Origin of the sequence: Streptomyces sp. NPDC094034 (assembly GCF_040303865.1) — a bacterium.
Taxonomy (GTDB): Bacteria; Actinomycetota; Actinomycetes; order Streptomycetales; family Streptomycetaceae; genus Streptomyces.
Window position 1 is genome coordinate 31,675 of sequence record NZ_JBEOUD010000018.1, and the last position, 22,777, is coordinate 54,451.

General features: G+C 69.2%; 21 protein-coding genes. 10 read left to right on the top strand and 11 right to left on the bottom strand.

The genetic code is table 11. The annotated features are described in order from the left end of the window. Positions 1-39 precede the first annotated feature (39 nt). The 4 genes from ABTZ59_RS17910 to ABTZ59_RS17925 form a co-directional block, all read right to left on the bottom strand. The gene (locus ABTZ59_RS17910) at positions 40-1,074 is read right to left on the bottom strand and encodes a hypothetical protein (protein WP_351398875.1); all 1,035 of its coding nucleotides are present in this window, start codon (positions 1,072-1,074) and stop codon (positions 40-42) included. Between the two features lie 4 nt (positions 1,075-1,078). Then, positions 1,079-1,714: a hypothetical protein gene (locus ABTZ59_RS17915; RefSeq protein WP_351398883.1), complete on the bottom strand. Its 636-nt coding sequence runs from the start codon at positions 1,712-1,714 to the stop codon at positions 1,079-1,081. Between the two features lie 68 nt (positions 1,715-1,782). Further along, positions 1,783-5,112 (bottom strand): CHAT domain-containing protein, encoded by a 3,330-nt coding sequence (locus ABTZ59_RS17920; protein ID WP_351398893.1) that lies wholly within the window; start codon positions 5,110-5,112, stop codon positions 1,783-1,785. Between the two features lie 212 nt (positions 5,113-5,324). Then, a complete protein-coding gene (locus ABTZ59_RS17925; protein ID WP_351398902.1) occupies positions 5,325-5,483 on the bottom strand; it encodes a hypothetical protein in 159 nt (52 codons plus the stop codon). A gap of 249 nt (positions 5,484-5,732) precedes the next feature. On the opposite strand from ABTZ59_RS17925, the gene ABTZ59_RS17930 reads away from it, so the two are divergent. The 5 genes from ABTZ59_RS17930 to ABTZ59_RS17950 all read left to right on the top strand — a co-directional run bounded on the left by ABTZ59_RS17930 (position 5,733) and on the right by ABTZ59_RS17950 (position 10,503). Beyond that, positions 5,733-7,418 (top strand): YwqJ-related putative deaminase, encoded by a 1,686-nt coding sequence (locus ABTZ59_RS17930; RefSeq protein ID WP_351398913.1) that lies wholly within the window; start codon positions 5,733-5,735, stop codon positions 7,416-7,418. A gap of 1 nt (position 7,419) precedes the next feature. Continuing rightward, a complete protein-coding gene (locus ABTZ59_RS17935) occupies positions 7,420-7,905 on the top strand; it encodes an SUKH-3 domain-containing protein (RefSeq protein WP_351398924.1) in 486 nt (161 codons plus the stop codon). Next, complete coding sequence (locus tag ABTZ59_RS17940; RefSeq protein WP_351398933.1) at positions 7,898-8,287, top strand: YwqJ-related putative deaminase; 390 nt, start codon at positions 7,898-7,900, stop codon at positions 8,285-8,287. The genes ABTZ59_RS17935 and ABTZ59_RS17940 overlap by 8 nt, the downstream gene beginning before the upstream one ends. Continuing rightward, complete coding sequence (locus ABTZ59_RS17945) at positions 8,284-9,231, top strand: SUKH-3 domain-containing protein (protein ID WP_351398942.1); 948 nt, start codon at positions 8,284-8,286, stop codon at positions 9,229-9,231. Before ABTZ59_RS17940 ends, ABTZ59_RS17945 begins: the two co-directional genes overlap by 4 nt. A 294-nt stretch (positions 9,232-9,525) precedes the next feature. Beyond that, positions 9,526-10,503 carry an AraC-like ligand-binding domain-containing protein gene (locus ABTZ59_RS17950; RefSeq protein ID WP_351398953.1) on the top strand — a complete coding sequence of 326 codons (978 nt, stop codon included), beginning with the start codon at positions 9,526-9,528 and terminating at the stop codon, positions 10,501-10,503. Positions 10,504-10,726: 223 nt separating this feature from the next. Here ABTZ59_RS17950 and ABTZ59_RS17955 read toward each other — a convergent pair whose 3' ends face one another. Next, complete coding sequence (locus ABTZ59_RS17955; RefSeq protein WP_351398961.1) at positions 10,727-10,936, bottom strand: DUF397 domain-containing protein; 210 nt, start codon at positions 10,934-10,936, stop codon at positions 10,727-10,729. Between the two features lie 5 nt (positions 10,937-10,941). Further along, positions 10,942-11,820: a helix-turn-helix domain-containing protein gene (locus ABTZ59_RS17960; protein WP_351398976.1), complete on the bottom strand. Its 879-nt coding sequence runs from the start codon at positions 11,818-11,820 to the stop codon at positions 10,942-10,944. 285 nt (positions 11,821-12,105) lie between these two features. On the opposite strand from ABTZ59_RS17960, the gene ABTZ59_RS17965 reads away from it, so the two are divergent. Together ABTZ59_RS17965 and ABTZ59_RS17970 are read left to right on the top strand one after the other, a co-directional pair. Beyond that, on the top strand, positions 12,106-12,549 hold the full coding sequence (locus ABTZ59_RS17965) for an ATP-binding protein (RefSeq protein WP_351398985.1): 444 nt from the start codon (positions 12,106-12,108) through the stop codon (positions 12,547-12,549). Beyond that, on the top strand, positions 12,546-13,019 hold the full coding sequence (locus tag ABTZ59_RS17970; protein WP_351398992.1) for a hypothetical protein: 474 nt from the start codon (positions 12,546-12,548) through the stop codon (positions 13,017-13,019). The genes ABTZ59_RS17965 and ABTZ59_RS17970 overlap by 4 nt, the downstream gene beginning before the upstream one ends. Before the next feature lie 471 nt (positions 13,020-13,490). Here ABTZ59_RS17970 and ABTZ59_RS17980 read toward each other — a convergent pair whose 3' ends face one another. From ABTZ59_RS17980 to ABTZ59_RS17990, 3 genes are all read right to left on the bottom strand, one after another. Next, positions 13,491-14,534 carry an SGNH/GDSL hydrolase family protein gene (locus ABTZ59_RS17980; protein ID WP_351399006.1) on the bottom strand — a complete coding sequence of 348 codons (1,044 nt, stop codon included), beginning with the start codon at positions 14,532-14,534 and terminating at the stop codon, positions 13,491-13,493. A 344-nt stretch (positions 14,535-14,878) separates the two neighbouring features. After that, positions 14,879-15,400, bottom strand: a complete 522-nt coding sequence (locus tag ABTZ59_RS17985) for an SMI1/KNR4 family protein (RefSeq protein WP_351399012.1) — start codon at positions 15,398-15,400, stop codon at positions 14,879-14,881. A gap of 162 nt (positions 15,401-15,562) precedes the next feature. Next, a complete protein-coding gene (locus ABTZ59_RS17990) occupies positions 15,563-16,852 on the bottom strand; it encodes a methyltransferase domain-containing protein (protein ID WP_351399020.1) in 1,290 nt (429 codons plus the stop codon). 281 nt (positions 16,853-17,133) lie between these two features. Here ABTZ59_RS17990 and ABTZ59_RS17995 point away from each other — a divergent pair, with 281 nt between their 5' ends. After that, a complete protein-coding gene (locus tag ABTZ59_RS17995) occupies positions 17,134-18,339 on the top strand; it encodes a cytochrome P450 (protein WP_351399053.1) in 1,206 nt (401 codons plus the stop codon). Between the two features lie 127 nt (positions 18,340-18,466). Here ABTZ59_RS17995 and ABTZ59_RS18000 read toward each other — a convergent pair whose 3' ends face one another. Further along, positions 18,467-18,604: a hypothetical protein gene (locus tag ABTZ59_RS18000; protein WP_351399073.1), complete on the bottom strand. Its 138-nt coding sequence runs from the start codon at positions 18,602-18,604 to the stop codon at positions 18,467-18,469. Between the two features lie 154 nt (positions 18,605-18,758). Continuing rightward, complete coding sequence (locus ABTZ59_RS18005) at positions 18,759-20,129, bottom strand: cation:dicarboxylate symporter family transporter (protein WP_351399083.1); 1,371 nt, start codon at positions 20,127-20,129, stop codon at positions 18,759-18,761. A gap of 136 nt (positions 20,130-20,265) precedes the next feature. On the opposite strand from ABTZ59_RS18005, the gene ABTZ59_RS18010 reads away from it, so the two are divergent. Beyond that, positions 20,266-21,966 carry a sensor histidine kinase gene (locus tag ABTZ59_RS18010; protein WP_351399095.1) on the top strand — a complete coding sequence of 567 codons (1,701 nt, stop codon included), beginning with the start codon at positions 20,266-20,268 and terminating at the stop codon, positions 21,964-21,966. A 65-nt stretch (positions 21,967-22,031) separates the two neighbouring features. After that, entirely contained in the window at positions 22,032-22,703 is a 672-nt protein-coding gene (locus ABTZ59_RS18015; protein ID WP_351400244.1) for a response regulator, read from the top strand. Positions 22,704-22,777: the final 74 nt, after the last annotated feature.

Here is a 22,777-nt window from a genome sequence, read left to right on the forward strand (position 1 = left end):
GCCGGGCGCGCGCGACAGGACCGGCAGGACCAACCGGACTCAGCCGCCCGATCGCGGGGCGGTGATCCGCGCCTCGATCGGGATGTTCCGGTACCAGAAGCCGCACAGCCCTTCCCAGAGCTCGCGTTCGGCCGCGCTGCTGAGCGTGTCGGGCGCGGGCGCGGGCGGCGGCTGGTGCTGCTGCCGTTCCGCGGGTCCCGCCTCCGGCAGAGGTGGCCGACCGCCGTGCCGGGCCGTGTCCAGCAGCAACCCCCGGTAGAGGTCGAAGGCGACACGGATCTGCTGCCCGTGCACCACGGCGGTGGCGAGCGCGGTCCGGTAGCCGGTCAGCGCGCTGAGCGCGCCGATGACGAGACAGACGACGGCGAGCCACGGCGAGCCGCCCACCGCCACCGTGCAGACCGGCGCGGCGACGGTGAACACCACGGACAGCGCGGCGGCGGCGAGTGAGGCGTCCAGACGTGCCCGGCTCGACGCGAACGTGCCGGTGAACGGGGCGGGCAGGAGCGGGAACAGCCGGGGCCAGACGAGCACGGCGTCGATTCCGTACCGGGTACGGGGGTAATCCTCGGCCCCGCGCAGGACATTGCCGAGGCGCGTCGGCAGTACGGGCGCGCCGGGCAGCGGGTAGTGCAGATAGAGCGTCTCGTACGCGTCCGGGCTGCCCGCCCTCACGTCGCCGCGCAGCTCGGCGCGGGCTCGTTCGTGACGGCTCGCGCGTCGCGCCCCGAGCCATCTGCCGGGACGCCCCGGCCAGTACCCCTCCGCCCAGCGCGACAGGGTCACCCGATGGGCCGCCAGCAGGGCGGTGAGGAGGGTGACGGCGAGGACGAAGCCCGCCGCGTGGACGGTACGCACACTCGCGGGCCGGTCGCTCCAGGTGGCTACGGCCCTGCCGAGCCCCGAGCCGAAGCCACTGCCGGGGGCGGTCTCGGCACCCGCGCCGGCGACTGTGGCCGCTTCGAGGGTGATCCCGAGGAGGACGGTCGAGAAGACGAGGGCGGGGATGGCCGAGGTGAAAAGCAGGCGCCGGCTCGTACCCGTCAGCGCGTCCCGGAACACGTCCGCGATCACGTCATCACCCTCTTGGGGAAAGGGTCAACGGATGCGCGGGCACCGCGCCGCCGGGCCCTGCCTCGCCGAACCGCGCGCCGCCCGGCCCTGCCTCGCCGGACACCGCCTCGCCTGGCCCGGGGCACTCCGGGGGATCCTCGGGATCGTAGAAGTGCAGCGCGTTGACGCGGCCGCAGCCGCCGAACGCGCAGACCACATGGGCATGCGGAGTGCGGTGTGTGCCGCACAGACAGCCGTCGTCGCCGGTGACCGCACCCCCGCCCGCGCGTACGGGGCCGCCGGGGAAACGGTCCTGCCGGAGATACGCGTCGACGGTGGCGCGTTCCAGTACGCCGGTGACCGTGCCGCTCGCGTGGTCCATCACCACGGCGGCGTCGGGGCTGAGTTCGAGCAGATGGAGCAGGGCCGACCCTTCGACCACGTCCTGAAGGGTCGCGGAGCCGGAAACCACCACGGCGGGCATGCGCCGAGGAGCCGTGCTCGGAGCGCGCACGGCGAGAGTGAGAGGCGTTCCGTCGGCCGAGAGCCCGATCCGGTAACGACGGTCCTGACCGCCCACGACGCCAGGGCCTTCGTAGGTCACGACGAAATCGGAACTGGCCAGGTCTGCCAGCGGGATGTGCGCCGGGAACGCTGCCATCGGGCCTCCCATAGTCATCGAGCCCCCCACGGTCATCGGGCCTTTCACGGTCATCGGGCGTCCCACGGTCATCGGGCGTCTCCTACCAGGACGAACGGGGCCCAGAAGTAAGGGTGCTCGAAGGGGCGGGCTCCGGAACCCATGCCACCTCTCGCCTCGGCGCTGGCGATCAGCCGTGACCAGAGCAGCATCAGCTCCCTCCGCTGCGGGCTGCCGCTCGGGGTGCGCTCCTTGAGCAGCGCGAACTTCCGCTTCGCGGCGGAGAGATCACCGGACTCGCAGATCAGCCGGAGCAGCGCCGCCTCGTACGCGGTCCGCTCGGCGGCTCGGGCGGCGTCGTGATCGGGGACGTGAGCATCGTCGGCCCGTACACCGGCCCGAACGTCGGCCTGAACATCGGCCAGTACGTCGGTCCGGGCATCGGTCCGGGCATCGGTCCGGGCGAGAGCGTCCTCGCACCATCGCACGGCGGCCTCGGTGGTCATCCCGCGTACCGTCGCCCGCGCCTCATGCAGGGCCCGGCCGCGCGGCGCCCCCGCCACCAGCAGGCCGTAGAAGCGCTCCATGAACAGCGCGGTGGACAGATCGTCCACCTGCCACTGCGTGACCAGGACAGACTTGGCCCCGGCGATGAGGAACGCCCGTGCGAGACCGAGCCGTTCATCACCGGGGCGCGCTCTGCTCTCCCCGCTCCGGCAGGCGCTGAGGGTCACCAGATCCGCTCGGATACGCAGCCCGAGCAGATCGTCCATGGTCAGCGGTCCGTCCGCGCAGCTGATCGCGCTGCCGGCGATGTCGTCGGGGGCCAGCACACCATGGCAGGCGAAGTGCACCGCCGTCGCCCCCGAGTGGACGAGCCGGTCCAGGACCGTCTGCCGGGTGACCCGGTCGCCGTGGAAGACTTCGGCGCGCTCACCGAACGCTCCGGCCAGGGAGCGGGCCTCCGCGCGCGCGTGAACGAGCGGCTGACCGGAGCGTGAGTCGGCGAAGACGCACAGGCCGCTCGGGGCGGGCGGGGCGGTGTCCCGGTACAGATCCGCGAGGAGGGAGGCGCTCTGCACCACATGCACGGGGTTGCGAGCGGCCAGCGGCACCCCGCCGGTGGCCACCGCGTGGAGTGGGATCTCGTGCAGCACGCCGTGCGGCACCAGGCACACCGGCTCCCCCGGCCGGCTGTGGCGCGTCACCGCCTCGACCAGCGGGCCGAAGTCCGTATCCAACCCTTCCTGATCGAAGGCCGCGGCCGATGTCAACCGCCCGAAGCTGTGCTGGGCACTGGGCCGCACCAGCTCGGGAGGCAGTTCGCCCTCCTCGACCACGGGCGATGAGGTACCGGCACGGACGAGGAAGACGACGACCCGGGCGTTGAACACGTAGTAGCTGACAAGGAGACCGCGCCGTCCGCCGCTCCGTCCGCCGCTCCGCTCGAACTCCGCCAGCACGGCGGTCAGTTCGGCGTAGTCGACGGTCGCCGAGGAGCCGGCGCCGGTCACCTGGTCAGGGCGCAGCAGTTCCAGCAGCACGCGCGAACGGTCCTGTTCGCTGTGGTCGAAGGCCACCGCCCACTGCGGCGCGGGCAGACCGGGGATGTGCCCGCGCTCGGGCCCGGTGAGGAGGAGGATCAGGCGGTTGTAGTGGGAGGCCTGATAGTCGATGCGCCGGCCGCCGTCGGTGATGGCGCCGCGGCGCGATTCCTCCAGCCGGACGAGTTCGCTCCAGCGCGCGTAGGCGGCGGGCCAGTCCTTCTCCTCCTCGTCGATCGAGGCGAGCAGCTTCAGTGCCTCCATGTGGAGGGCGATGTCACCGGACTTCTTCCGTGCCCGCTCCAGCAGCCACCGCGCTGTACGGAAACGGCGTACGGGGGCGAGGAGTTGGGCGTGCCACACCATCTTCCAGGCGGTGCCGATACTGGCGACGGATTCGCCGTAGTAGTTGATGCCGTCGACATTGAGCCCCGGCCGGTCGACCGCGCCCGAAGCCTCGTCCGACCCCGTGCCGGGGGCCCGCGTCCACGTACGGATCAGCTCACCGGACTCGAACATCTGCTGGTGGACGCGCCAACTCATGCTCTCGAAGCGCCTCACCGCCGCGTCGGGTACCGCCGGTACGACAGCCCGTGGAAACCACCCCCGCCCCTCCGCGCGCCACTGGAAGCTCCCTTCCGCGGCGAGCGTTTCGGCGGCCTCGGCCCGCTCGTGGAACGCGACCCGTTCGGGTGCGCCGGAGCGCGCGGCGTTCGCCAGGAATCGATGGGCGAACGGTGACATCCAGGCCGCGTCCCGGCTGCCGTCGGTGAGGGGGCGCAGCACATCGCGGACGGCGGGGTAGTCGTTGCGCAGCCTCCCCGCCCACTGGAGCCGCGCCACGGCGGCGAAATCGGGATATCCGGCCGCCTCCAGGTCCTCGACTGCCGCGGCGCTCCGCGCGAGGGCGTCTTCCACGGCGCCCTCCCCGTCGGCGACCGCGGCGAACGCGAACGAGACCGTGCCGCGTGCTGCCCGATGCAGTCGCCACAGTTCCTCGCGGCGCTGCTCTCCGATGCCCGGTTCCGCGCGGTAGGCGGCCTCCGCCGTGAGCAGCATGGAGTCGCACAGCCGCAGATAGCCGGGGGCGTTGCGACGGCCGCCGCGGGTATCGGGCGCGGCGGTGGCCTGAGCCGCCAGCAGGATCAGCAGGGTGTAGTCGGGCGTGCCGGGCTCCCCTGACGTGTGAGTCCCGCGGATCCTGGTGATGAGCCGGTCGTGCACCCAGGACCGGACCAGCGCGTCCCCGAGCGAGGCCCACTTCCTCGGCATCGTCGCCGAGTGAAGCATCAGCTGTCCGAAGTCGTTCAGCCACCACCGAACCGTGAGCGCGACGACCAGTTCGGCGAGAATCACCACCAGCGCGGCCTGGACCAGCTCGGGCCGCGGTGCGGCGACACCTGCCAGCAACAGCGGGAGCGTACCGGCGCAGCAGAGGCCGCGCACCAGCTGAACGGGCAGCAGAAGGACGGTGGCCACGACCACGCACCCGCTCCGACCGAACCGGGCACCGGCCGCCGGCTGCGGCCAGAGCATGGTGGCGAGCCCCAAGTCCTGCGGTGCCACGAGGGCGGCCTGAATGGTCAGCCCGGCCAGCAGCAGCCCGCCAGTCCAGCCGGTGAGCCAGGGCCTCCCCAGCCACTGCGCCACCAGCCACTCGCCGGCGGGGCTGTGCGCGAGCACGACCACGCCCACGAGCGGCCCGGCCAGCGCGAGTCGATGGACATCGCGCCCGAACGGCGGCAGGTGCCGGCCGGCGTCGCTCCGTACCAGCCCGAGGACCATCAGCAGCCCGGCAGAGAGCAGCAGAAGCCCACGTACTGCCTCCGGAACGTCGCCCACCGAGGGGATCAGCACAAGCGGCGACAGAATCACGACACCTCGGGCAGGCCCGGCCAGAAGGCTCAGACACCCCAAGCCCTGCACGTCCGCTGCGGGCGGCTCCCGGTCCGAGGCCGGCCGCGAGTCCAACACACCCATCCTTGCTCCCCTCCCCCCTGTGCTCCCCCTGCACTCCCCGCCTTACGCACCCCGTCCGAGCCGGGCCGACGACCGGCCAGGAAGCCACGCCTCCGCTCGGGCCGCCATCACTGCCCCTTCATCCACTGGGAAGCCCCGAAGAGAACGGTGAACCCGCCCAACGCGACGGTCCACACCGACAGCCACATCGGCGCGTCCATGACGAAATTCCCCACGCCCATCACGACGAGCGCGAACCCCTGAACCAATTGCTGCTTCGACGACATGCCGTTCCCCGGGCCATGAGCCACTCCGGCCCACTCCTGAACTCGTTGCGAATGAAGGCTTGTTGGGCCGAGAGTGGCAGACACCACCACCACGCGCGGCGGAACGCGCAACAACCACCCCATCGGGTGCGGGGCGGACGGTGGACGAGTCCCGGCCCTGAACTGCTTGGGATGCCAAGTGCGTCTCATGTCAAGATGAGTTGGTGTCCGTGACCGATCCGGTCGTGGTGGGATGGGGGCTGTCGCATCGTGGGTTACACCATTCCTGAGGGCGTCGACACGATGCTCGACGTGGTCGGCGTGGGCTGGCCCAACGTCGACGAGGACGCGTACCGCGACATGGCGGACGCGTTGAGGGAGTTCGCGGATGACGCGGACGACGACGGACACGCCGCGCATCAGCACATTCAGCGTCTGCTCTCCAGCGGGCAGAGCGAATCACTGACCGCTCTGGACACGCACTGGTCCAAGGTGCAGGGCAAGCACAAGGACCTGGCGAAAGCGGCTCGGGTCATCGCAGCCGCACTCGACCGCGTCGCGGACCTCATCGTGGCCCGGAAGATCGCCGCTGTCGGTGAACTCGCGGATCTCTGCGCCACGGTGGGCATCACGCTCGCGTTCGCCCCCGTGACGGCTGGTCTGTCGACGCTCCTGGCAGGGGCGAAGATCGCGGCCACCCGTATCGCGTTCAAGAGAATCCTCAAGGAGATGGCGGAGGCAGCCGTCGCCGAGATCGTCGCCGCACTCACGGAACCCGCGGTCGCCGCGATCGAGAACGTCGTGGCGGACCTGGCCATCCAGACCGCTCTGAACGTCGCCGGTGTACAGGACGGGATCAACACCGATCAGACGGTCCAGGCCGGCAAGGACGGGCTCCAGCTCAACTCCGCTCCGGGGCCGGTCGGTCCAGGGCCCGGCGGTGGCCCGATCATCGACCACGACACGCACGGCAAGACGGGCTTACACCTGGCCGGCGTACAGGTCTCCATGCGCGAGAAAACCGGCGGCAAGCTCACCAAGGCCAAGGGGCACCACGGCCGCGCCAAGGGCAAGGACTCCCTGACCGCTGTCCTCGACACCACCATCGAAGGCGTCACGGAGAAACTCGGCAAGGCATTGAAGGACCTCGGCGACCACGTCGGCGAGACCCTGCCCAACTCCATCAGCAAGAGTTCGAAGACCCACAAGGAAAACGACCAGGACATCCGCGAAAAGATCAAGAAGATCGATTCCGCGGCCGACAAGGACGAGGGAGGCCTCGGAGGCGGAGGCGGAGGCGGAGGAAACGGTGGCGGAGGAGGCGGCACGCCCGGCGGAGGCCCCAACGGGAAGCCGATCAAGCCGCAGCCGGGGTGGCACGGGCAGAGCGCCGGCAAGATGAAACACCATCGACGCGACGCACTTGACGTCAATCATCTCAGCGAGGAGCAACAACGGGATGCCCTCGTCCGAGAAACACGCAGCCTTGCCGACGACGCCCGCGACCAAGAAGCAGGGCACAATCCGCCCGGCAAGGACCGACTGGTGAAGTCGTGTGCCGGAGGTCTGCTGCACGAGGGAACGCTGACGAGCCACTCAAGCTCCACGAAACGGCACGGTCAGACGCTTCTCGACACCCACCCCGCGCTCAAGAGCGTCCTGGATCAAGTGGAGAAGGAGATCCGAGCGGACAATGAGAACCCGGGCGCCGGGCACGGCAAGTGCGCCGAGATCGCGCTTGTATCCGACCGACTCCATGGTATAGAAGAAAGGGATCACACAGCGATCCGCACACCGGAAGACATTCGTAGAGTGATGAGCGGAGCGCTCGTCTACTCCCTGCAAATCGGAGAACAGGACTCCCCCACCGGGTTCAAGAATCACGGCGATTACAAAGAACCGTGTCGGTCTTGCTCAAGAATTCTGCCGTTGATCGGTGTCACGGCACACAGTTAGAATGAGGACGACGATGCCGATACTTTCCACAGCCGAAGAAGTGGATGCGTGGCTGACAGAAGCCGGATGGCACCCGGAACGCGATGTCGGGGAGGAAGCCTCCGAAGCGGTCGCCGCCGTGGTCGAGCGGTACCGCTCTTACGGCGTGGACATCGAGCCTTCCCCGTCTGCCCTCGCTTTCATCCGGGAGCACGCGTTCCTTCGAGCCGTCATCGACACCGCTCCGGAGAACTTCGCGATATTCACGCCGCATCTCGTCTTCAAGGGAGATGCCGAGGAGATCTCTGAACTGGCCGGAGATCTCGGCACGAAGCTCTTCCCCGTCGGATACGACACATACGACGGCTCGACCATCCTCATGGACGAAACCGGTCGTTTCTTTTTTTCGCACCACACCGGGGCATATTACCTTGGGCGCGAAAAGTACGAGGCACTGATGAACCTCATGAGCAGCGAAATGGAAGATGCGGAGGACTACTTTGTCTGACCTCGTTCCCGGCGTGGCCGCGTCACTGCTCGTCCACGGCCAGATCTTCAGCCACACGAGTCTCGGCGGCGACGAACAGCCCGATCTTCACCCCGCCGTGCGGGAGTTCTTCGACGCATTGCCCGTGGAGCAGCGGGAGTCCTTCATCGGATACTGCGCTGAGTCCGCACTGATCTCGGACCAGTTGTGGGGACTGGACCGCAGGCGCACCGACGGGGGGACGACGCCCCTCAAGGAGGCCGTCGGTCATTTCACCGGCTCCGCCCTCGTCGCGAAGAAGATCCGTGGCCATGGCGACCCCGAACACGGCAGCGCGGCTCAGGTCTGCCGCTCCTGCTCGGCGCTGCTCGACCGGCTCGGCATCCACGTCATCGGCTCATGACACGAGGCGAGGACGCGCTGGTATCCGCCGGCTGGCACAACGGCCGTGACGTCAGGAACGAAGCTCTCTCAGCCATCCTCCGAACCGTCGCACTCATCGAGCCAGTGGCCGATGGAGCGACCTGGGTGCTGTTCCCGGCTGCCGAGCGGGCATTGCGCGAATTCCACGGACTGCGCGTAGAAGCGGCCGGACCCGGTCATGACGTGGCGGCCACGGGATGCGTGATCGATCCTACGGAAGCCCGGCATGCTCTGCGCCCGTTCGCACTTCTCGGTGAGTCCACGGGCTCCCGACTGTTCCCGTTCGGCCGTACGGACGTGGACGCGCTGCTCGCGGTCGACGAGGAAGGGCGCCTCTTCTCCATTGATCACGGTGGGCGTTGGCAGCTCGGCGACACCGTGCGTGAGGGCCTTGCCAGGCTGACGGAAGGACGTACCCCGCACAGGATCGCCGCTCAACGGTGGGCCTGGACCGCACCGTCGACGGCTGATGGACAGCCTCTCGTCAACGCCGTACGTACCTCACTGGTGGCCCTGTACGTCCTGCACCACCATCACGTGTTCAGCGCCCGCGACCTGCGACTGACCGTCACGGCGCTGCGCGGCATCGGCGCGGAGGCGCTGGAGCATACGGTCCCGCTGCCGGGCGGCTCGCTGGAAGAGAGCGCGGCGCCCCTCGCGGCCAGTATGGAGGCGCTGATCAAGGCCGAGGGTGTCACGACGCGGGGCGCCGAACTCAAGGTGACCGTGAGCGCCCCGCAGGACACCGCCGCCCCGCTGTCCTCCGTCAGCTGCGCCGTACGCACGGGGCACTCGGCAGAAAGCCCGGGGATGACGGAACTCTCCCTCTCCGCGGGCGCGGGCGCCTCGGTCGGTCGGGCTCGGACGGCCGTTCTCGCATGCTCGGAGGACTTGGCACGCTACGCCCGGCATCCAGCGCCGTGAGCGATGCGGGAAACACCGGCGACTACTCCTCAACTTCCGTACACGCCAAGCACCCTGCCGGAAGCGTGCCTCCGGCCTCCGGCAGGGTGCTCCTGAAGGCGGGATTCACGCGCACCGACACAGCCCACGGTTTCTCGTTGTACGTGGCGAAGCGCGCCGGCGGGCCGACGCCGGGCGTCCGCGTCCCGGACGGGGCTCGGTAACGTACCGGCAGGTGGGTGGCTGGAAGGGGGTCTTTCGTCGTGCCCGCTGTCGGTTCTGGCGGCTACGGTATCGCCGGAGGGAGGAGGCACCATGATGGAGACGGTCTTTCACAGCGAAGACCTTCCGCCGACGGAGCGGCTGGCCCGCTTCGACGCGTTTCAGGTCGACAGTCCGCACCCGATGCGGGTGGAAAGCGGTGAACCGGCGCGGTTCAGTGCCACGGCGCGTGCGCTGGACCTCGCGGCGGTGAATGTCGTCGAGCTGACCTGCTCGCCCTCGGACGTACGGCGCACCCCGCGGCTGATCCGGCAGTGCGATCCCGAGCTGTACTCGGTCGTCTTCGCCCTGCGCGGTCGGCTCGGTGTCGTCCAGGACGCCCGCGAGGCGGAGTTGGGACCGTTCGACTTCGCGCTGTACGACAGCTCGCGACCCTTCGACGTGAAGATCGTCGGCGACCGCGGGACAGCGGCGCTCGTACGCGCCCATGTACCCCGCGCGCTGCTGCCCCTGCCCGCCGACCGGAGCGCGGCGCTGATGGCGGTGCCGCTCCCGGGTCGCGACGGCATGGGGGCGCTGCTCACCCAGTTCCTCACCAGCCTGACGACCGACTCCGCCGCCTACCGGCCGGCCGACGCCCCCCGGCTGGGTACGGTCGCCCTCGATCTGCTGACCGCGGTGCTCGCCCACCACCTCGAAGCCGACGCGCGCGTGCCGGAGGACTCCCGGCAGCGTGCGCTGCTGCTGCACATCGAGGCGTTCGTACAGCGGCATCTGCACGATCCCGAGTTGTCACCCGGCGCCATCGCCGCCGCGCACCACATCTCCGTCAGCTATCTGCACCGCCTCTTCCGCACGCGCGACAGCACGGTCGCAGCCTGGATCCGCGACCAACGCCTCGAACACGCCCGCCGTGACCTCACCGACGGCACACTGCGGACCGTACCCGTCCACCGGATCGCGGCCCGCTGGGGCTTCCCCGACCACGCCACCTTCACCCGCGCCTTCCGCGCCGCCTATGACCTCCCGCCCCGGGACTACCGCCACCGGGCCCTCGCCTCCACGACGTAGCCGACACGCACGTGGCCGCCGTCTCCCCCGTGGACGGCGGCCACGGAGGCCGGCACTCGACAGCACGACTGTCGGCTGCACAACAAGGATGTTCGACGCCGCCGGTACTGTCTTTGACGTGTAGTGCACGAGTGCTTGCCAAAGCGTGCACTCCGGCGCGCCCGTCCGCCGGGCCCGGTACGGGAAGCGGGCCACGCCGTCGCTCTAACCGCCCGCGCCGTCGCTAGAAGCGCCCGCCGTCAAGCGCCTCGACGAAGGTGGCCCAGGCGCCGCCGGCGACGACAAGCGCCGGACCGTGCGGGTACTTGGAGTCGCGTACGGCCATGGCGCCGTCGGCAAGACGGGCGCCCTCGACGCACGCGCCACCGTGATCGTTGCTGTAGCTCGACTTGAACCAGTCGGCGCCAGTCAGCGCGTCAGCCATGGTCGTCATCGGAATCAAAGCTCCTTCATTGCCTTCTTGATCAAGCTCAGGGATTCCTGCGGTCCGAGAGCGATCGCTTGCAGTTCGGTGAATGCTTCTTCGTGAAGCTCCACGTCCGACTCACGCCGACTCACCCAGGCGTCGGCCAGGTTCTCAAAGTAGATGATCGGCTTCAGAGCGTCGCGGTCGTGGAACTGGAGCGTATGGAAGGCACCGTTCATCCCTGGATGAGCACCGGCCTTGAAGGGCACCACCTGGACCCTGACGTTGGGCAGGGAGGTCACCTCGGCGATATGGGCCAGCTGTGCCCGCATCACTTCGGCCCCTCCCACCCGTCGGTGTAGCACGGCCTCGCTGATGATCGCCGAGAATTTCAGCGGCGACTCCCGGCGCAGCGCCTCCTGCCGTGTCATCCGCACCGCGACCATGCGCGCGATGTCCTCTTCGCTGAGCCCTTGATGCGCGCTCTCGTGAGTCGCGCGCACGTACGCCTCGGTCTGGAGCAGGCCGGGGACGAATTCGGACTCGTAGTTGTGCAGCGCCACGGCCGTGGCCTCCAGGCCCAGGTACGCCCGGAAGCCGGGAGCGATGACCGGGCGGTACTCCGTCGACTGCCACCAGTCCCGCTTCCGTTTGGTGACCGCCGCGTATCCCTTCAGCAGTTCCGTGGTCTCCGCGTCGGCCTCGAAGATCTGGCAGAGGGCCATGACATCGACCGGTTCGACGACCGAGTTCTCACCAGTCTCCAGCCGTGTCAGTTTCGACGGACTCCAATAGAGCTTCCGGACAACCTGAGTTGAGGTCATCCCGGCCTTCTGCCGGAGATGACGAAGCTCGTTGCCCAAGTGCAAGCGGCACAGAGCCGGGGTTGCCGACTCGATGTCCGTGATCATCTGCCGTCCTCTCAGAGCACTGTCCAGTGTGTCGACGTTGCTTCCGCCTCCGCAAGGAACTTTCTGCGTCATAGCGGGAGCCACCGCGTACCCGGGTGAACACCCCTCACCAGAGGGGCGATTCACTGCGATTCCCGCACGCAGAATTCGGCTGGAGCGTTCCAGCCGTAACGCATCTGATGCGACGCTATACCGACAGCTCACCCAGTGCAGTCGATTCGACGCTTTGAGTGAGCACGCTGGATCCATGCAGCAGTCTCAGGAGAGCGACGACAAGGACTCGCGATGCCTCCCATCACGCACAGCGCAACTCCCGCCCCACCCACCGCAGTCGACAGACAGGACGCCGTGCGCCTGAACATGTCGTTCGCGCCCCACGCCCGCCGCGTCGAGCATCTCCGCCGCATCGCGGGCGCGCTCCTTCGCCAGGACGACCTGGGCACCGATGCCATCGAGACCGTACAACTCCTGGTCAGTGAGATCGTCACCAACGCGGTGGTGCACGGACGGGGCGAGCGGGTCCGGTTCTCGTTGGCATACGGGCGGAGCGGGTTCGTGCGGATCGAGGTGGACGATCACTCCCCCGCGCCGGTCACCGTACGGCGGCCGGGGCCCGACGAGGAGAGTGGGCGGGGCCTGTTCCTGGTGGACGAGCTGTCCTGGGCATGGGGCAGGCGCGGTACCCGCACGTGGTGTGTGGTCGCCACGCGGGAGGTGTGCGCCCCATGACACTGACTCGCCGCACCCCCGGCGCTCACTGGCGCCCGCGCCCCCTGGTCTTCGCCACCGACGCCGAGGCGCATCGGCGTCTTCTGACCGCCCTGCGCCACCAGGTCCGTCATGAGCGGCAGTCCGAGGGCCACGTCGGCCTTCCCGTCGACATCGTGACCATCTCCCGCACCGTGCTCGCGGCTCTCGCCCTGCGTGTCACTCTCCCCGAGCGCGCCTGGGTGGACATCACCATTCTCAAGCTCCGCGCGAACCTGGAACTCCTGCTGCGCGAGGACCTGGGTGGTTCCGGCCCGCTCGTGGGGGCCCTGCGCGAGGACGCCCGGCGGCTGCTCGGCCTCTGCTCCCCCTCCGCGCCACCGCTCCCGCCCCTGCACGCGTACGAGTTGATGCGCGCCCTGGCCGGTACCACGCGTTCGTTCGCCGTTCTCTACCAACTGCGCCAATCGGCGCGGGAACACGGCCGGTGAGCCCCGTCACGGCCCAGGCCCTGTACGTCGTCGCGATCACCGCCGTCGGCGGCTCGATCCTCCTGGCGCTCTGGCGCGGCTGCTAGGGCTGTATCGAAAGTGACCTTGTGTTGGTGCTTGGCGGGACGTGCCCGTCGAATACGGGCCGTGGGGCCGGGTCTACGACCCTTTTCGGCGCTGGCAGCGGACGGCACGTGGCACTAGATCCTCACCTGGCTCCAGTCCCTGGCCGACGCGGAAGGTGCGTCGGCGCGGGATCCGCCGCGCCATCCCGGACAAGGCCGACCAGGCGCGTAACCGCACGAAGCTCGGCTCCCGCGGCGGCCGGCCCCCGCACTTCGCCCCGGCCGACTCCCGCGAGCGTCACGCGGTCGGGCCCAGGGGCGGCCTTCCGGGCATCGCTCGACGGGAAGGCCCCGGGCGTGGTTTCGCCCGGGGCCGGTGCTCCAACTCGCCGGAGTGGTATGCCGGTCAGCGTTCGAGGAGGGCGATGCGGATGGCTCGTTCGACGTGGGCGGCGGTGTTGGCGTGTCCTGCGGCGTTGGGGTGGACCAGGGTGACGCGCTTGCCGATGAGACCACAGTTCAGCAGGGTGCCTTGGAGCTTGGCAGGCCAGTAGTCCTCGGCGTCGCCGCAGATTCCCTCGACCCACTTGGTGCCGGCAGGCTGGCAGGCGTCGTGGCCCACGCTGGAGGAGTAGACGTCGACGTAACGGTCGCCGAAGAAGTTCGAGACCCGCTGGATCGTGCTGTTCAGCGGCTTGAGGACGTCGTCACGGAGCCAGTTGATGTCGGCGTGGGTGATCGAGCCGAGTTCGGTGAGGGAAGCGCGGTTGCAGGTGCTGGCGTCCTCGGGCAGGACGGCCGGGTAGCCGACGGTGATCACCTTGGCGTTGGGTGCGGCCTGATGCACCTGCGCCAGCATCTCGATGTACTCGTCCTGGACCCGGGCGAGCTTGTCCTGGATGCTTTCCTCTCCCTCGGGCGGGTTGGTGTAGTGGTCGCGGCAGGACTTGCCGACCGCGCCCTGTTCGAGGCACTTGAGGAGCATGCCGCCGAAGGGCAGGCTGTTGCCGCCGACGCCGATGGTGATGACGTCGGTCTGGTCGCCCAGCTTGGCCCGCTGGATCTGCGGGTCCACCGCGGTCCAGCCGTCCGCGGGTGGCTGGACCGGGCTGATCGGCGTCTGCTTTTTGTTGGCGATGTCGGCGATAGTGGCGTTGCCGCAGCTGACGTTGGTCAGGCTGACGGGCTTGCCCGGCGGGAACTCGGCGAGCTCGCGGTCGACAACGCCCGGGTAGGCGTCGCTGGTGCGGTCGCAGCCGTCCCGCGAAGGATCGCCGAGCGCGGGCTGCGGGTCCCCGACGAAACCGCCGGCCGTGTACGAGTCGCCCAGCGCGGCCCACTCGTACTGATCAGCCGCACTAGCAGCGCCCGAGGGCAGAACAACGGATGCCGCCAGCGCGAGCCCCACGGCCAGCACGCTCGTTCGCAGGCGCGAGAAAGGGTGTCGCATGGATCCTCCAGGATCGATAAGAGAAGCCCAGGGCCGGAACGCGCCCCAGGCCGGAAGTGCATCTCGTCCAAGATCATCCGCACGGCCCGCGTGTTATCGCTGAGGAACTGGACCTACAGTCCCCGATCGAGCTAAATGGTCAGATCTTCACACCGTCACGTACCAGTACTCGCCTCTGAGGCGGCCCGCCTCAAAAGGCCGTTCCGGCATAAGAATCCTTCCGACATACGCCCTGGTGCGTCGCGCCGTGACGCGGCGCCGTACCAGGGGGGAGACGCACGCGGTGATACCCCCTGCCGCCAGGACAGCGGGTACCACCGCACACCGCGCTCATCGCTCATCGCTCAGGGAAGGAATGCGTAGAACGGTCCGTCGGGCGCGGTGTTGCGAGAACACAACGTCACGTCTCTGCCCTGGAGATACGCCAGCAACCACTCGCCGAACGTCATCTCGTAGAGCGTCCATGCCGGACTGTCGAACTCCTGGATCACGACGCGCCAGGGCGACGAGTCGTCGTCCGGAACGCGCAGGAAAACCGCCTCGCCCGTCGTGGCCGTCGCCACCGGCATCAATTCACCGGGGTTCGCGCCCACAGAGTTCGGCAGGAATTCCGTCATGTCCTCGTCGCGCCAGAGTTCCAGATCCTGCCTGATCATCTTGCCGAGGCTGTGCAGAAGATGCCCGGCGGGGTGCTTCAGATACAACTGCCCGTTGATCTCGATCGAGCCGTAGGCGTCGACGATCTCACGGAAGTCCGCAGGGAATTCGAGACCGAGTTCCTGCTCCAGTTCGATCCACGGCGCCGGGTCCGACCAGTTGAACCGGGGTTCGCCCAACAGGGCTCGTATCGCTGAGAGCGTTGCCACCACTATGCCCCTTCTGGCACTTCGAGCCGATTCCGGTGGGGGAGTTGATGGCAGTACACCAGAACGTTTTCCCCGATGTCCCCCGGGGGTCCGTATGCGACCACGACATCGTGCGGTTGGAGGAGCCGCCCGCCGACGTCAGAGTCCTGATCAGAGTCCTGATCAAAGTCCTGCGCGAGCGTTTCGAGGTCTGTCGTCACCAAACGACGGAAGGACGCCGACCGGGGTGTCCAGCCATGGACGGGTGGTTCCGTCCCGGTCCACGGTCAGGCCGAAGCGGTCGACGGCGGGCCGTCCCTGGCTGATCCACCAGGTCAGGGCCTGTTCCACTTCGTCCCAGAGGCGACGCGGGCCCGATTGGTAGACCGTGGCGTCCGGCGCTCCCGGGCTGAAGACGACAGCCGCCCACGACTGGCTGAGGAAGTCGAAGAACCACGCCTTCGCGTCGCCTTCTTCGCCCGAGTCGCCGACGTTCACGACATGGGCGCAATCGGGCACGCAGAGCCCGACGACGAAGTCGGCCGCGTCGTAACGACTCCCGATGTCCGCCAGGGTGAGAGAAGTTCTGGAACCCTCGGCGTTGCCAGGGAACTCTTTCACGTGTCCGCCGAACAAGTTCCAGTCGAGACGCTGGTCTCGAAGCTTCATGAACTCGACCAAACGAACGAACGGGCCGACTGCGCGCCCGTCCTCGCCCACCGCCAGCCGAACGAGCCCGTCCTGATGGCTGTAATGGGTGCCCCAGGGAGCAAGGATGATCCCGCCAGGTCGCGTCTGTTCCAGCCACTTGGCAGGGAAGTTCCGTACCCCCGCCGTGACGATCACCCGGTCGTACGGGGCCCCGACGGGCCAGCCCTCCCGGCCGTCGCCCTCGACCAGTCGTGGACCGAGTCCGGCACGTGTCAGCGCGGCCGAGGCGCTTGCCGCGACCGCCGGGTCGATCTCGACGCTCACCACGTTCCCGTTACCAAGACGGTGCGCGAGGAGCCCTGCGTTCCAGCCGGTGCCGGTGCCCACCTCCAGCACCCGCATTCCGTCGCTCAGCTCCAGATCACGGAGCATGGAGACAACGACCGACGGCATGCTCGCCGAACTGGTTGCCTTCGATCCCGGCTTGTCGCCCGTGTGCTGCCCGTCATCCCATTGAGTGACCAAGGGGACATTCTCGTACGCGGCTCTCGCCCAGCGTGCGAGGTCATCGTTTCTGAAGACGGGAACGCTGAGGCTGGTCGCCATGTCATAGGCCCAGAACGGATCCGGCAGGAACAGGGATCGTGGCACGGCCCTGAGCGCCTCGGCCCACTCAGGCGTCAAGACCCCGATGTCGAGGAGATGCCGCGCCAGTTCTTCACCAGCGCGGCGTTCCTGCTCAGATACAGCTGTCACTTGCGGTGCTTCCCATCGCCATCCGGCGACCCGCCGTCCGGATGCGGCTCCAGGATCGGTTTCCATGGCTCACCAGGAAGGTTGTCCTTCTTCTCATCGTCCCCGCCGTCCTTGCCCCCGCCCACCTGTTCGGCCACTGACAGACGCTCCCCTCACGAGTCATCCGAATCACCTCTCAACCATTGAAGCGATCACCAGGCTCCCCTACCAGGCGTTGGCGTCTTCTCGCCGCCGCCCCATGCACCCCGGACGGCTCGTACCCATTTGCCGTGCGGTAGGCATATCCCCGAAATGGGCGAGGTACTTATCTCTCGCCCACAACGTCCGCGCTCGTCCTGGAGTACGCGATGACCGAAATCGGGGAAACGACCACCTGTCCGTTCGACTTCAGCAAGGGCATGGACTTCGATCCCTCGCTCGGTGACCTCATGTCCCAGGGGCCCGTCACCCGGATCCGGCTGCTCTACGGTGAGGCGGACGCCTGGCTCGTCACGAACTTCGACGGGGTACGGCAGGTGACGACCGATCCCCGGTTCAGCCGCGCGGGGATCATGAGCCACAACTACCCCAGGATGACTCCCGAGCCGATCGTCTCCCCCGAGTCGATCAATGTGATGGACCCGCCCATCAGCAGCCGGCTGCGGCGGCTGGCCTCGCAGGCGTTCTCGCCGCGGCATGTGGACCGGATGCGGCCCGCCGTCGAGGGCATCGTCGATCAGCTGCTCGACGAGATGGCCGCGGACGGCCCGCCGGCCGATCTGGTCGGGCATCTGTCGGACAAGCTCCCCCAGCACACCATCTGCGAGCTGCTGGGCATCGCGCCGCCGGACAGGCCGCGGATGCAGGAGTACGCCCATCATCTGCTGTCCACGGCCCCCGACTCGCGCCAGGCGGCCGCGGACGCCAAGGCGCGGCTGCGCGAGTACTTCGGCGGGCTGGTGGCGGAGCGGCGGCGTGCGCCCGGGGACGATCTGATCAGCACGCTGGCCGCCGCCAAGGACGGCGACGACGCCCTGGACGACAAGGACCTGGCCGTCATGTCGCTGACGCTCATGCTGAGCGGTCACGACACGGCGACCTGCCAGATCAGCAATATCGCGTTCCTCCTGCTCACCCGCCCGGAGCTGATGGACCTGGTGCGGAGCCGGCCGGAATCGCTCAGGCAGGTGCTGGACGAGCTGCTGCGGTACATCCCGTTCCGCAAGGGCGTGGGCATTCCGCGCGTCGCCACGGAGGACGTGGAGATGGGCGGGGTGCGGATCCGGGCCGGTGACTTCGTCCATGTGTCGTATCTGACGGCGAACCGCGATCCGGAGCGGTTCCCCGACCCCGATGTCATCGACCCGCACCGTCCGCCCACTCCGCACATGACGTTCGGCTGGGGCGGGCACCGCTGTATCGCGGCTCCCCTGGCCATGGCGGAGCTGGAGGCCACCATCGGCCGTCTGGTGGACCGCTTCCCGGGGCTGCGGCTCGCGGTGCCGGCCGAGGAGCTGCGCTGGGACACGGAGACGATCCGACGCTTCCCGCACGAGCTGCCGGTGGCCTGGTAGGCAGCCCGCCCGACCCCGGCCTGCCCGGCCTCCGGATCGCCGGCCCCGGACCGACCTCCGGATCGCCGGCCCCGGATCGCCCGCCGGGCGGTGTGTCCGTGTCGCTGCCGTCCGTACCGGTGCCCGATCACATCGGTACGGACGGCAGCGATACGGACGCCCGTCCGGCGGGCGGTACCGCGAGGGCCACGTCCCGATCGGCCGTAGGCGTCCCGGGTGTCGCCTCGGTGGTCGCCTCCGTCGCCGCCTCCGTGCTTTTCGTCACTTCGTGGCTGCCCGGCAACGCACCGCGGTCACCGACCCCCGCACACGACAGACCGGCCGCACGGAAGCGCCTCCGTACGGCCGGTCTTCGTGGGGCCGGGGTGAGGGGGGGAGACCCCCGGCCGGGATCATGGTGCGAGATGGTGCGAAGGGGATCAGACCCCCGCCTTGTCCGCCTTCTCCAGGCCGCGCTGCTCGGGCACGCTCTGGGTCTCGTCCCCCGCGTCGCTGACCGGAGCGTGGTCGTCCACCAGGGTCTTCTCGTCGAACGGGATCTTTCCGGCCAGCACCTCGTCCACGCGCTGCTTGTCGATCTCCTTGGTCCACGTCCCGACCAGGACCGTGGCGACCGCGTTGCCCGCGAAGTTCGTCATGGCACGCGCCTCGCTCATGAAGCGGTCGATACCGACGATCAGACCGACACCGTCGACCAGCTCGGGCCGGTGCGACTGGAGACCGCCGGCCAGCGTCGCCAGGCCCGCGCCGGTGACACCCGCCGCACCCTTGGAGGCGATGATCATGAAGAGGAGCAGCGAGACCTGTTCACCGATCGAGAGCGGGTCGCCCATGCCCTCGGCGATGAAGAGCGAGGCCATCGTCAGATAGATGGCCGTGCCGTCCAGGTTGAAGGAGTAGCCGGTCGGGACGGTGATACCGACGACGGGCTTGCTGACACCCAGGTGCTCCATCTTCGCGATGAGCCGCGGCAGCGCCGACTCGGAGGAGGAGGTCGACAGGATCAGCAGGAACTCGCGGCCCAGGTACTTCAGCAGCGTGAAGATGTTCACGCCCGCGACCAGCCTCAGCAGCGCGCCGAGGACGACGAAGACGAAGAGCGCGCAGGTGATGTAGAAGCCGATCATGATGATCGCGAGCGACTTCAGCGCGTCGAGACCGGTCTCACCGACCACCGCCGCGATGGCGCCGAAGGCACCGACCGGAGCGGCCCACATGATCATCGCGAGCATCCGGAAGACCAGGCGCTGGATGTGCCCGATACCCCGCAGCACCGGCTCGCCCGCGGAGCCCATGGCCTGGAGGGCGAAGCCCGCCAGCAGCGCGACCATCAGCGTCTGGAGGACGGAGCCCTCGGTGAAGGCCGAGACGATCGTCGTCGGGATGATGCCGAGCAGGAAGTCCGCGGTGGACTCGCTCGCACCGGTCGCCTGGGCGGCGCCCGCTTCACGGGTGGCCTCGGTGAGGTGGAGACCCGAACCGGGCTCCAGGATGTTTCCGACGACCAGGCCGATGGCCAGGGCGACGGTCGACATCGCGATGAAGTAGCCGAGGGCGAGCCCGCCGACCGCGCCGACCTTGGCGGCTTTCCTGACCGACCCGACTCCCAGCACGATCGTGCAGAAGATCACGGGCGAGATCATCATCTTGATGAGGTTCACGAAGCCGGTACCGATCGGCTTCAGTTCGACGGCCACGCCAGGAGCCGCGAAGCCCACCAGAATGCCGAGTGCGACGGCGACGATCACCGCGATGTACAGATAGTGGGTACGGTCCCGCCTTGCGGCCACGGGTCCTCCTCGACTCGTCTCCTGCGAATCCCCCGTCCCTGTCCCGAGGGGTCCCGGTGACTATCCACCACCGTGTGACGCCGGTCACCCTTACGTTCATTTCGTTCATATGAATCCGGCCAGGCATTCTTGTTTCATGCATCTGCCGCTCCCCCGCAGTCTCGCCGCGCAGCTCTTCGCGATGCAGGTCGTGCTGGTCGCGGCCGTCGTCGCGGGGTGCGCGGTCTTCGCGTTCGTCACCGGTCGCGCCAATACGGGCGAGACCGCGCGCAAGCAGGTTCTGGCCACGGCGTACACGCTCGCCGACTCGCCGTCGGTACGGGAGGCGATCCGTACCCCTGATCCGAGCGCCGCACTCCAGCCGTACGCGGAGCGCGTGCGGCGGGACACCGGAACCGACTTCATCACGATCATGAACCCGGAGGGGATCCGCTGGACGCATCCCGACCCGGCGCAGATCGGGATGCCCTTCCTGGGCCGCAGGGGACCGGCGCTGCGCGGCGAGACCTTCACCGAGACCTACACGGGCACGCTCGGCCCCTCGGTCCGGGCGGTCACCCCGGTACGGGACGGCGACCGGATCACCGGTCTGGTCAGCGTCGGGATCACCGTGGACCGGATCTCCAGCGAGGTCACCGAGCAGGTCAAGGTGCTGGCCCTGGCGGCGGGCGCGGCCTTGGCGCTCGGCGGACTGGGTACGTATGTGATCAACGCGCGGCTGCGCCGGCACACCCACGGGATGAACGCGGCGGAGCTCAGCCGGATGCACGACTACCACGAGGCGGCGCTGCACGCCGTGAGCGAGGGGCTGCTGATGCTCGACGGCGGACGCAGGATCGCGCTGATGAACGACGGCGGGCGCGAGCTGCTCGGTCTGGACGACTCCGCGGTGGGCCGTCCCATCGCCGAGCTGGGGCTGCCCGCCCCGCTCACCGGTGCGCTGCTGGCCTCGGAGCCCCGGGTGGACGAGGTGCATATGACCGCCGACCGGATCGTGGTCGTGAACACGCGGCCGGTGGTCGGCGGGGAGCAGCGCGGTACGGTCGTCACCTTGCGCGACCACACCGAACTTCAGGCGCTGTCGGGCGAGTTGGACTCGGAGCGCGGCTTCACCCAGGCGCTGCGCTCGCAGGCGCACGAGGCGGCCAACCGGCTGCACACGGTGGTGTCGCTGATCGAACTGGGACGGGTGGAGCAGGCGGTGGAGTTCGCCACGGCGGAGCTTGAGCTGGCGCAGGCGCTCACCGACCGGGTGGTGGGCGCGGTCGGCGAGCCCGTTCTCGCGGCCCTGCTGCTGGGGAAGGCGGCACAGGCCAATGAGCGCGGTGTGGAGCTGGAGCTCGCCGAGAACAGCCGGATCGACGACGGAGTCCTCCCGTCGACGCTCCCGGCGCGCGATCTGGTGACCATCCTGGGCAATCTGATCGACAACGCGATGGACGCGGCGCAGGGCGGCGAGGGCGCGCGGATCATCGTGACGGCCCTGGTGGAGGACGGCGAACTGGTGCTGGGCGTTCGGGACACCGGCGCCGGGGTCGCTCCCGGGGACATGGACGAGGTGTTCCGGCGCGGCTGGTCGACCCGGGGGCCCGGACGCGGTCTCGGCCTGGCACTCGTACGGCAGGCGGTGCATCGCGCGCGGGGGACGGTGAGGCTCGCGGAGGGCCCCGAGGGCGGGGCGGAGTTCACCGTACGGCTGCCGCTGGCGGGGCGGCCGGGACCCGATCCGGCCGGTGAGACGGCCGACGAGCCGACCAGCGAACCGGTCGGCGGCCCGGTCGGCGGCCCGGTCGTCGCCGCCAGGACCGCCGACGACGGGATGGAGGCGGCCCGGTGAGCCCCGGCACCGCAGATCCGGCGGGCCCCGCGGGCCCCGAGGGCCCCGGCCCCGGTGATACGCCGATCCGCGTGCTCGTGGTCGAGGACGATCCGGTCGCGGCGGACGCCCATCAGCTCTACGTCGGCCGGGTCCCCGGCTTCGCCGTCGCGGGCGTCGCCCACTCCCGGGTGGAGGCCGGCCGGCTGCTGGAGCGTACGGACATCGATCTGATCCTCCTCGACCTGTACCTCCCGGACGGACACGGCCTCCAGCTCCTGCGCAGCCTGCGGGCCGGCGGGCACCACGCGGATGTCATCGCGGTCACCTCGGCACGCGATCTCGCGGTGGTACGGGAAGGGGTGTCGCTCGGTGTCGTCCAGTACGTACTGAAGCCCTTCACCTTCGCGACCCTCCGTGACCGGCTCGTACGGTACGCCGAGTTCCGGGCGGCGGCCGGCGAGGCGAGCGGCCAGGAGGAGGTGGACCGGGCGCTCGGCGCGCTCCGGGCACCGCAGCCCGCCTCGCTGCCGAAGGGGCTGAGCGCCCCGACACTGGAGGCGGTGACCCGGACGCTGCGCGCGTCGGCCGAAGGACTCACCGCCGCCGAGGCCGGAGTCAAGGTGGGGATCTCCCGGATCACCGCGCGCCGCTATCTGGAACATCTGGTCACCAACGGACGGGCCCAGCGCAGCCCGCAGTACGGCCAGGTCGGGCGCCCCGAGTTGCAGTACCGCTGGCTGCCCGCGGCCCACTGACCGGACCGCGATCCGCGCGGGACATACCGGAAGCCACCCCCGTCACCGGGCGCCGGGCGCCAACCACTCGCCCC

What these genes read in the sequence shown, in the direction of transcription:
- ABTZ59_RS17980 (WP_351399006.1), bottom strand. Translation starts at nt 14,534, where the DNA reads ATGCGACACCCTTTCTCGCGCCTGCGAACGAGCGTGCTGGCCGTGGGG.
- ABTZ59_RS17965 (WP_351398985.1), top strand. Translation starts at nt 12,106, where the DNA reads ATGCCTCCCATCACGCACAGCGCAACTCCCGCCCCACCCACCGCAGTC.
- ABTZ59_RS17995 (WP_351399053.1), top strand. Translation starts at nt 17,134, where the DNA reads ATGACCGAAATCGGGGAAACGACCACCTGTCCGTTCGACTTCAGCAAG.
- ABTZ59_RS17925 (WP_351398902.1), bottom strand. Translation starts at nt 5,483, where the DNA reads ATGTCGTCGAAGCAGCAATTGGTTCAGGGGTTCGCGCTCGTCGTGATG.
- ABTZ59_RS17935 (WP_351398924.1), top strand. Translation starts at nt 7,420, where the DNA reads ATGAGGACGACGATGCCGATACTTTCCACAGCCGAAGAAGTGGATGCG.
- ABTZ59_RS17915 (WP_351398883.1), bottom strand. Translation starts at nt 1,714, where the DNA reads ATGGCAGCGTTCCCGGCGCACATCCCGCTGGCAGACCTGGCCAGTTCC.
- ABTZ59_RS17990 (WP_351399020.1), bottom strand. Translation starts at nt 16,852, where the DNA reads ATGGAAACCGATCCTGGAGCCGCATCCGGACGGCGGGTCGCCGGATGG.
- ABTZ59_RS17970 (WP_351398992.1), top strand. Translation starts at nt 12,546, where the DNA reads ATGACACTGACTCGCCGCACCCCCGGCGCTCACTGGCGCCCGCGCCCC.
- ABTZ59_RS17955 (WP_351398961.1), bottom strand. Translation starts at nt 10,936, where the DNA reads ATGACGACCATGGCTGACGCGCTGACTGGCGCCGACTGGTTCAAGTCG.
- ABTZ59_RS18010 (WP_351399095.1), top strand. Translation starts at nt 20,266, where the DNA reads ATGCATCTGCCGCTCCCCCGCAGTCTCGCCGCGCAGCTCTTCGCGATG.
- ABTZ59_RS17950 (WP_351398953.1), top strand. Translation starts at nt 9,526, where the DNA reads ATGATGGAGACGGTCTTTCACAGCGAAGACCTTCCGCCGACGGAGCGG.
- ABTZ59_RS17960 (WP_351398976.1), bottom strand. Translation starts at nt 11,820, where the DNA reads ATGATCACGGACATCGAGTCGGCAACCCCGGCTCTGTGCCGCTTGCAC.
- ABTZ59_RS17945 (WP_351398942.1), top strand. Translation starts at nt 8,284, where the DNA reads ATGACACGAGGCGAGGACGCGCTGGTATCCGCCGGCTGGCACAACGGC.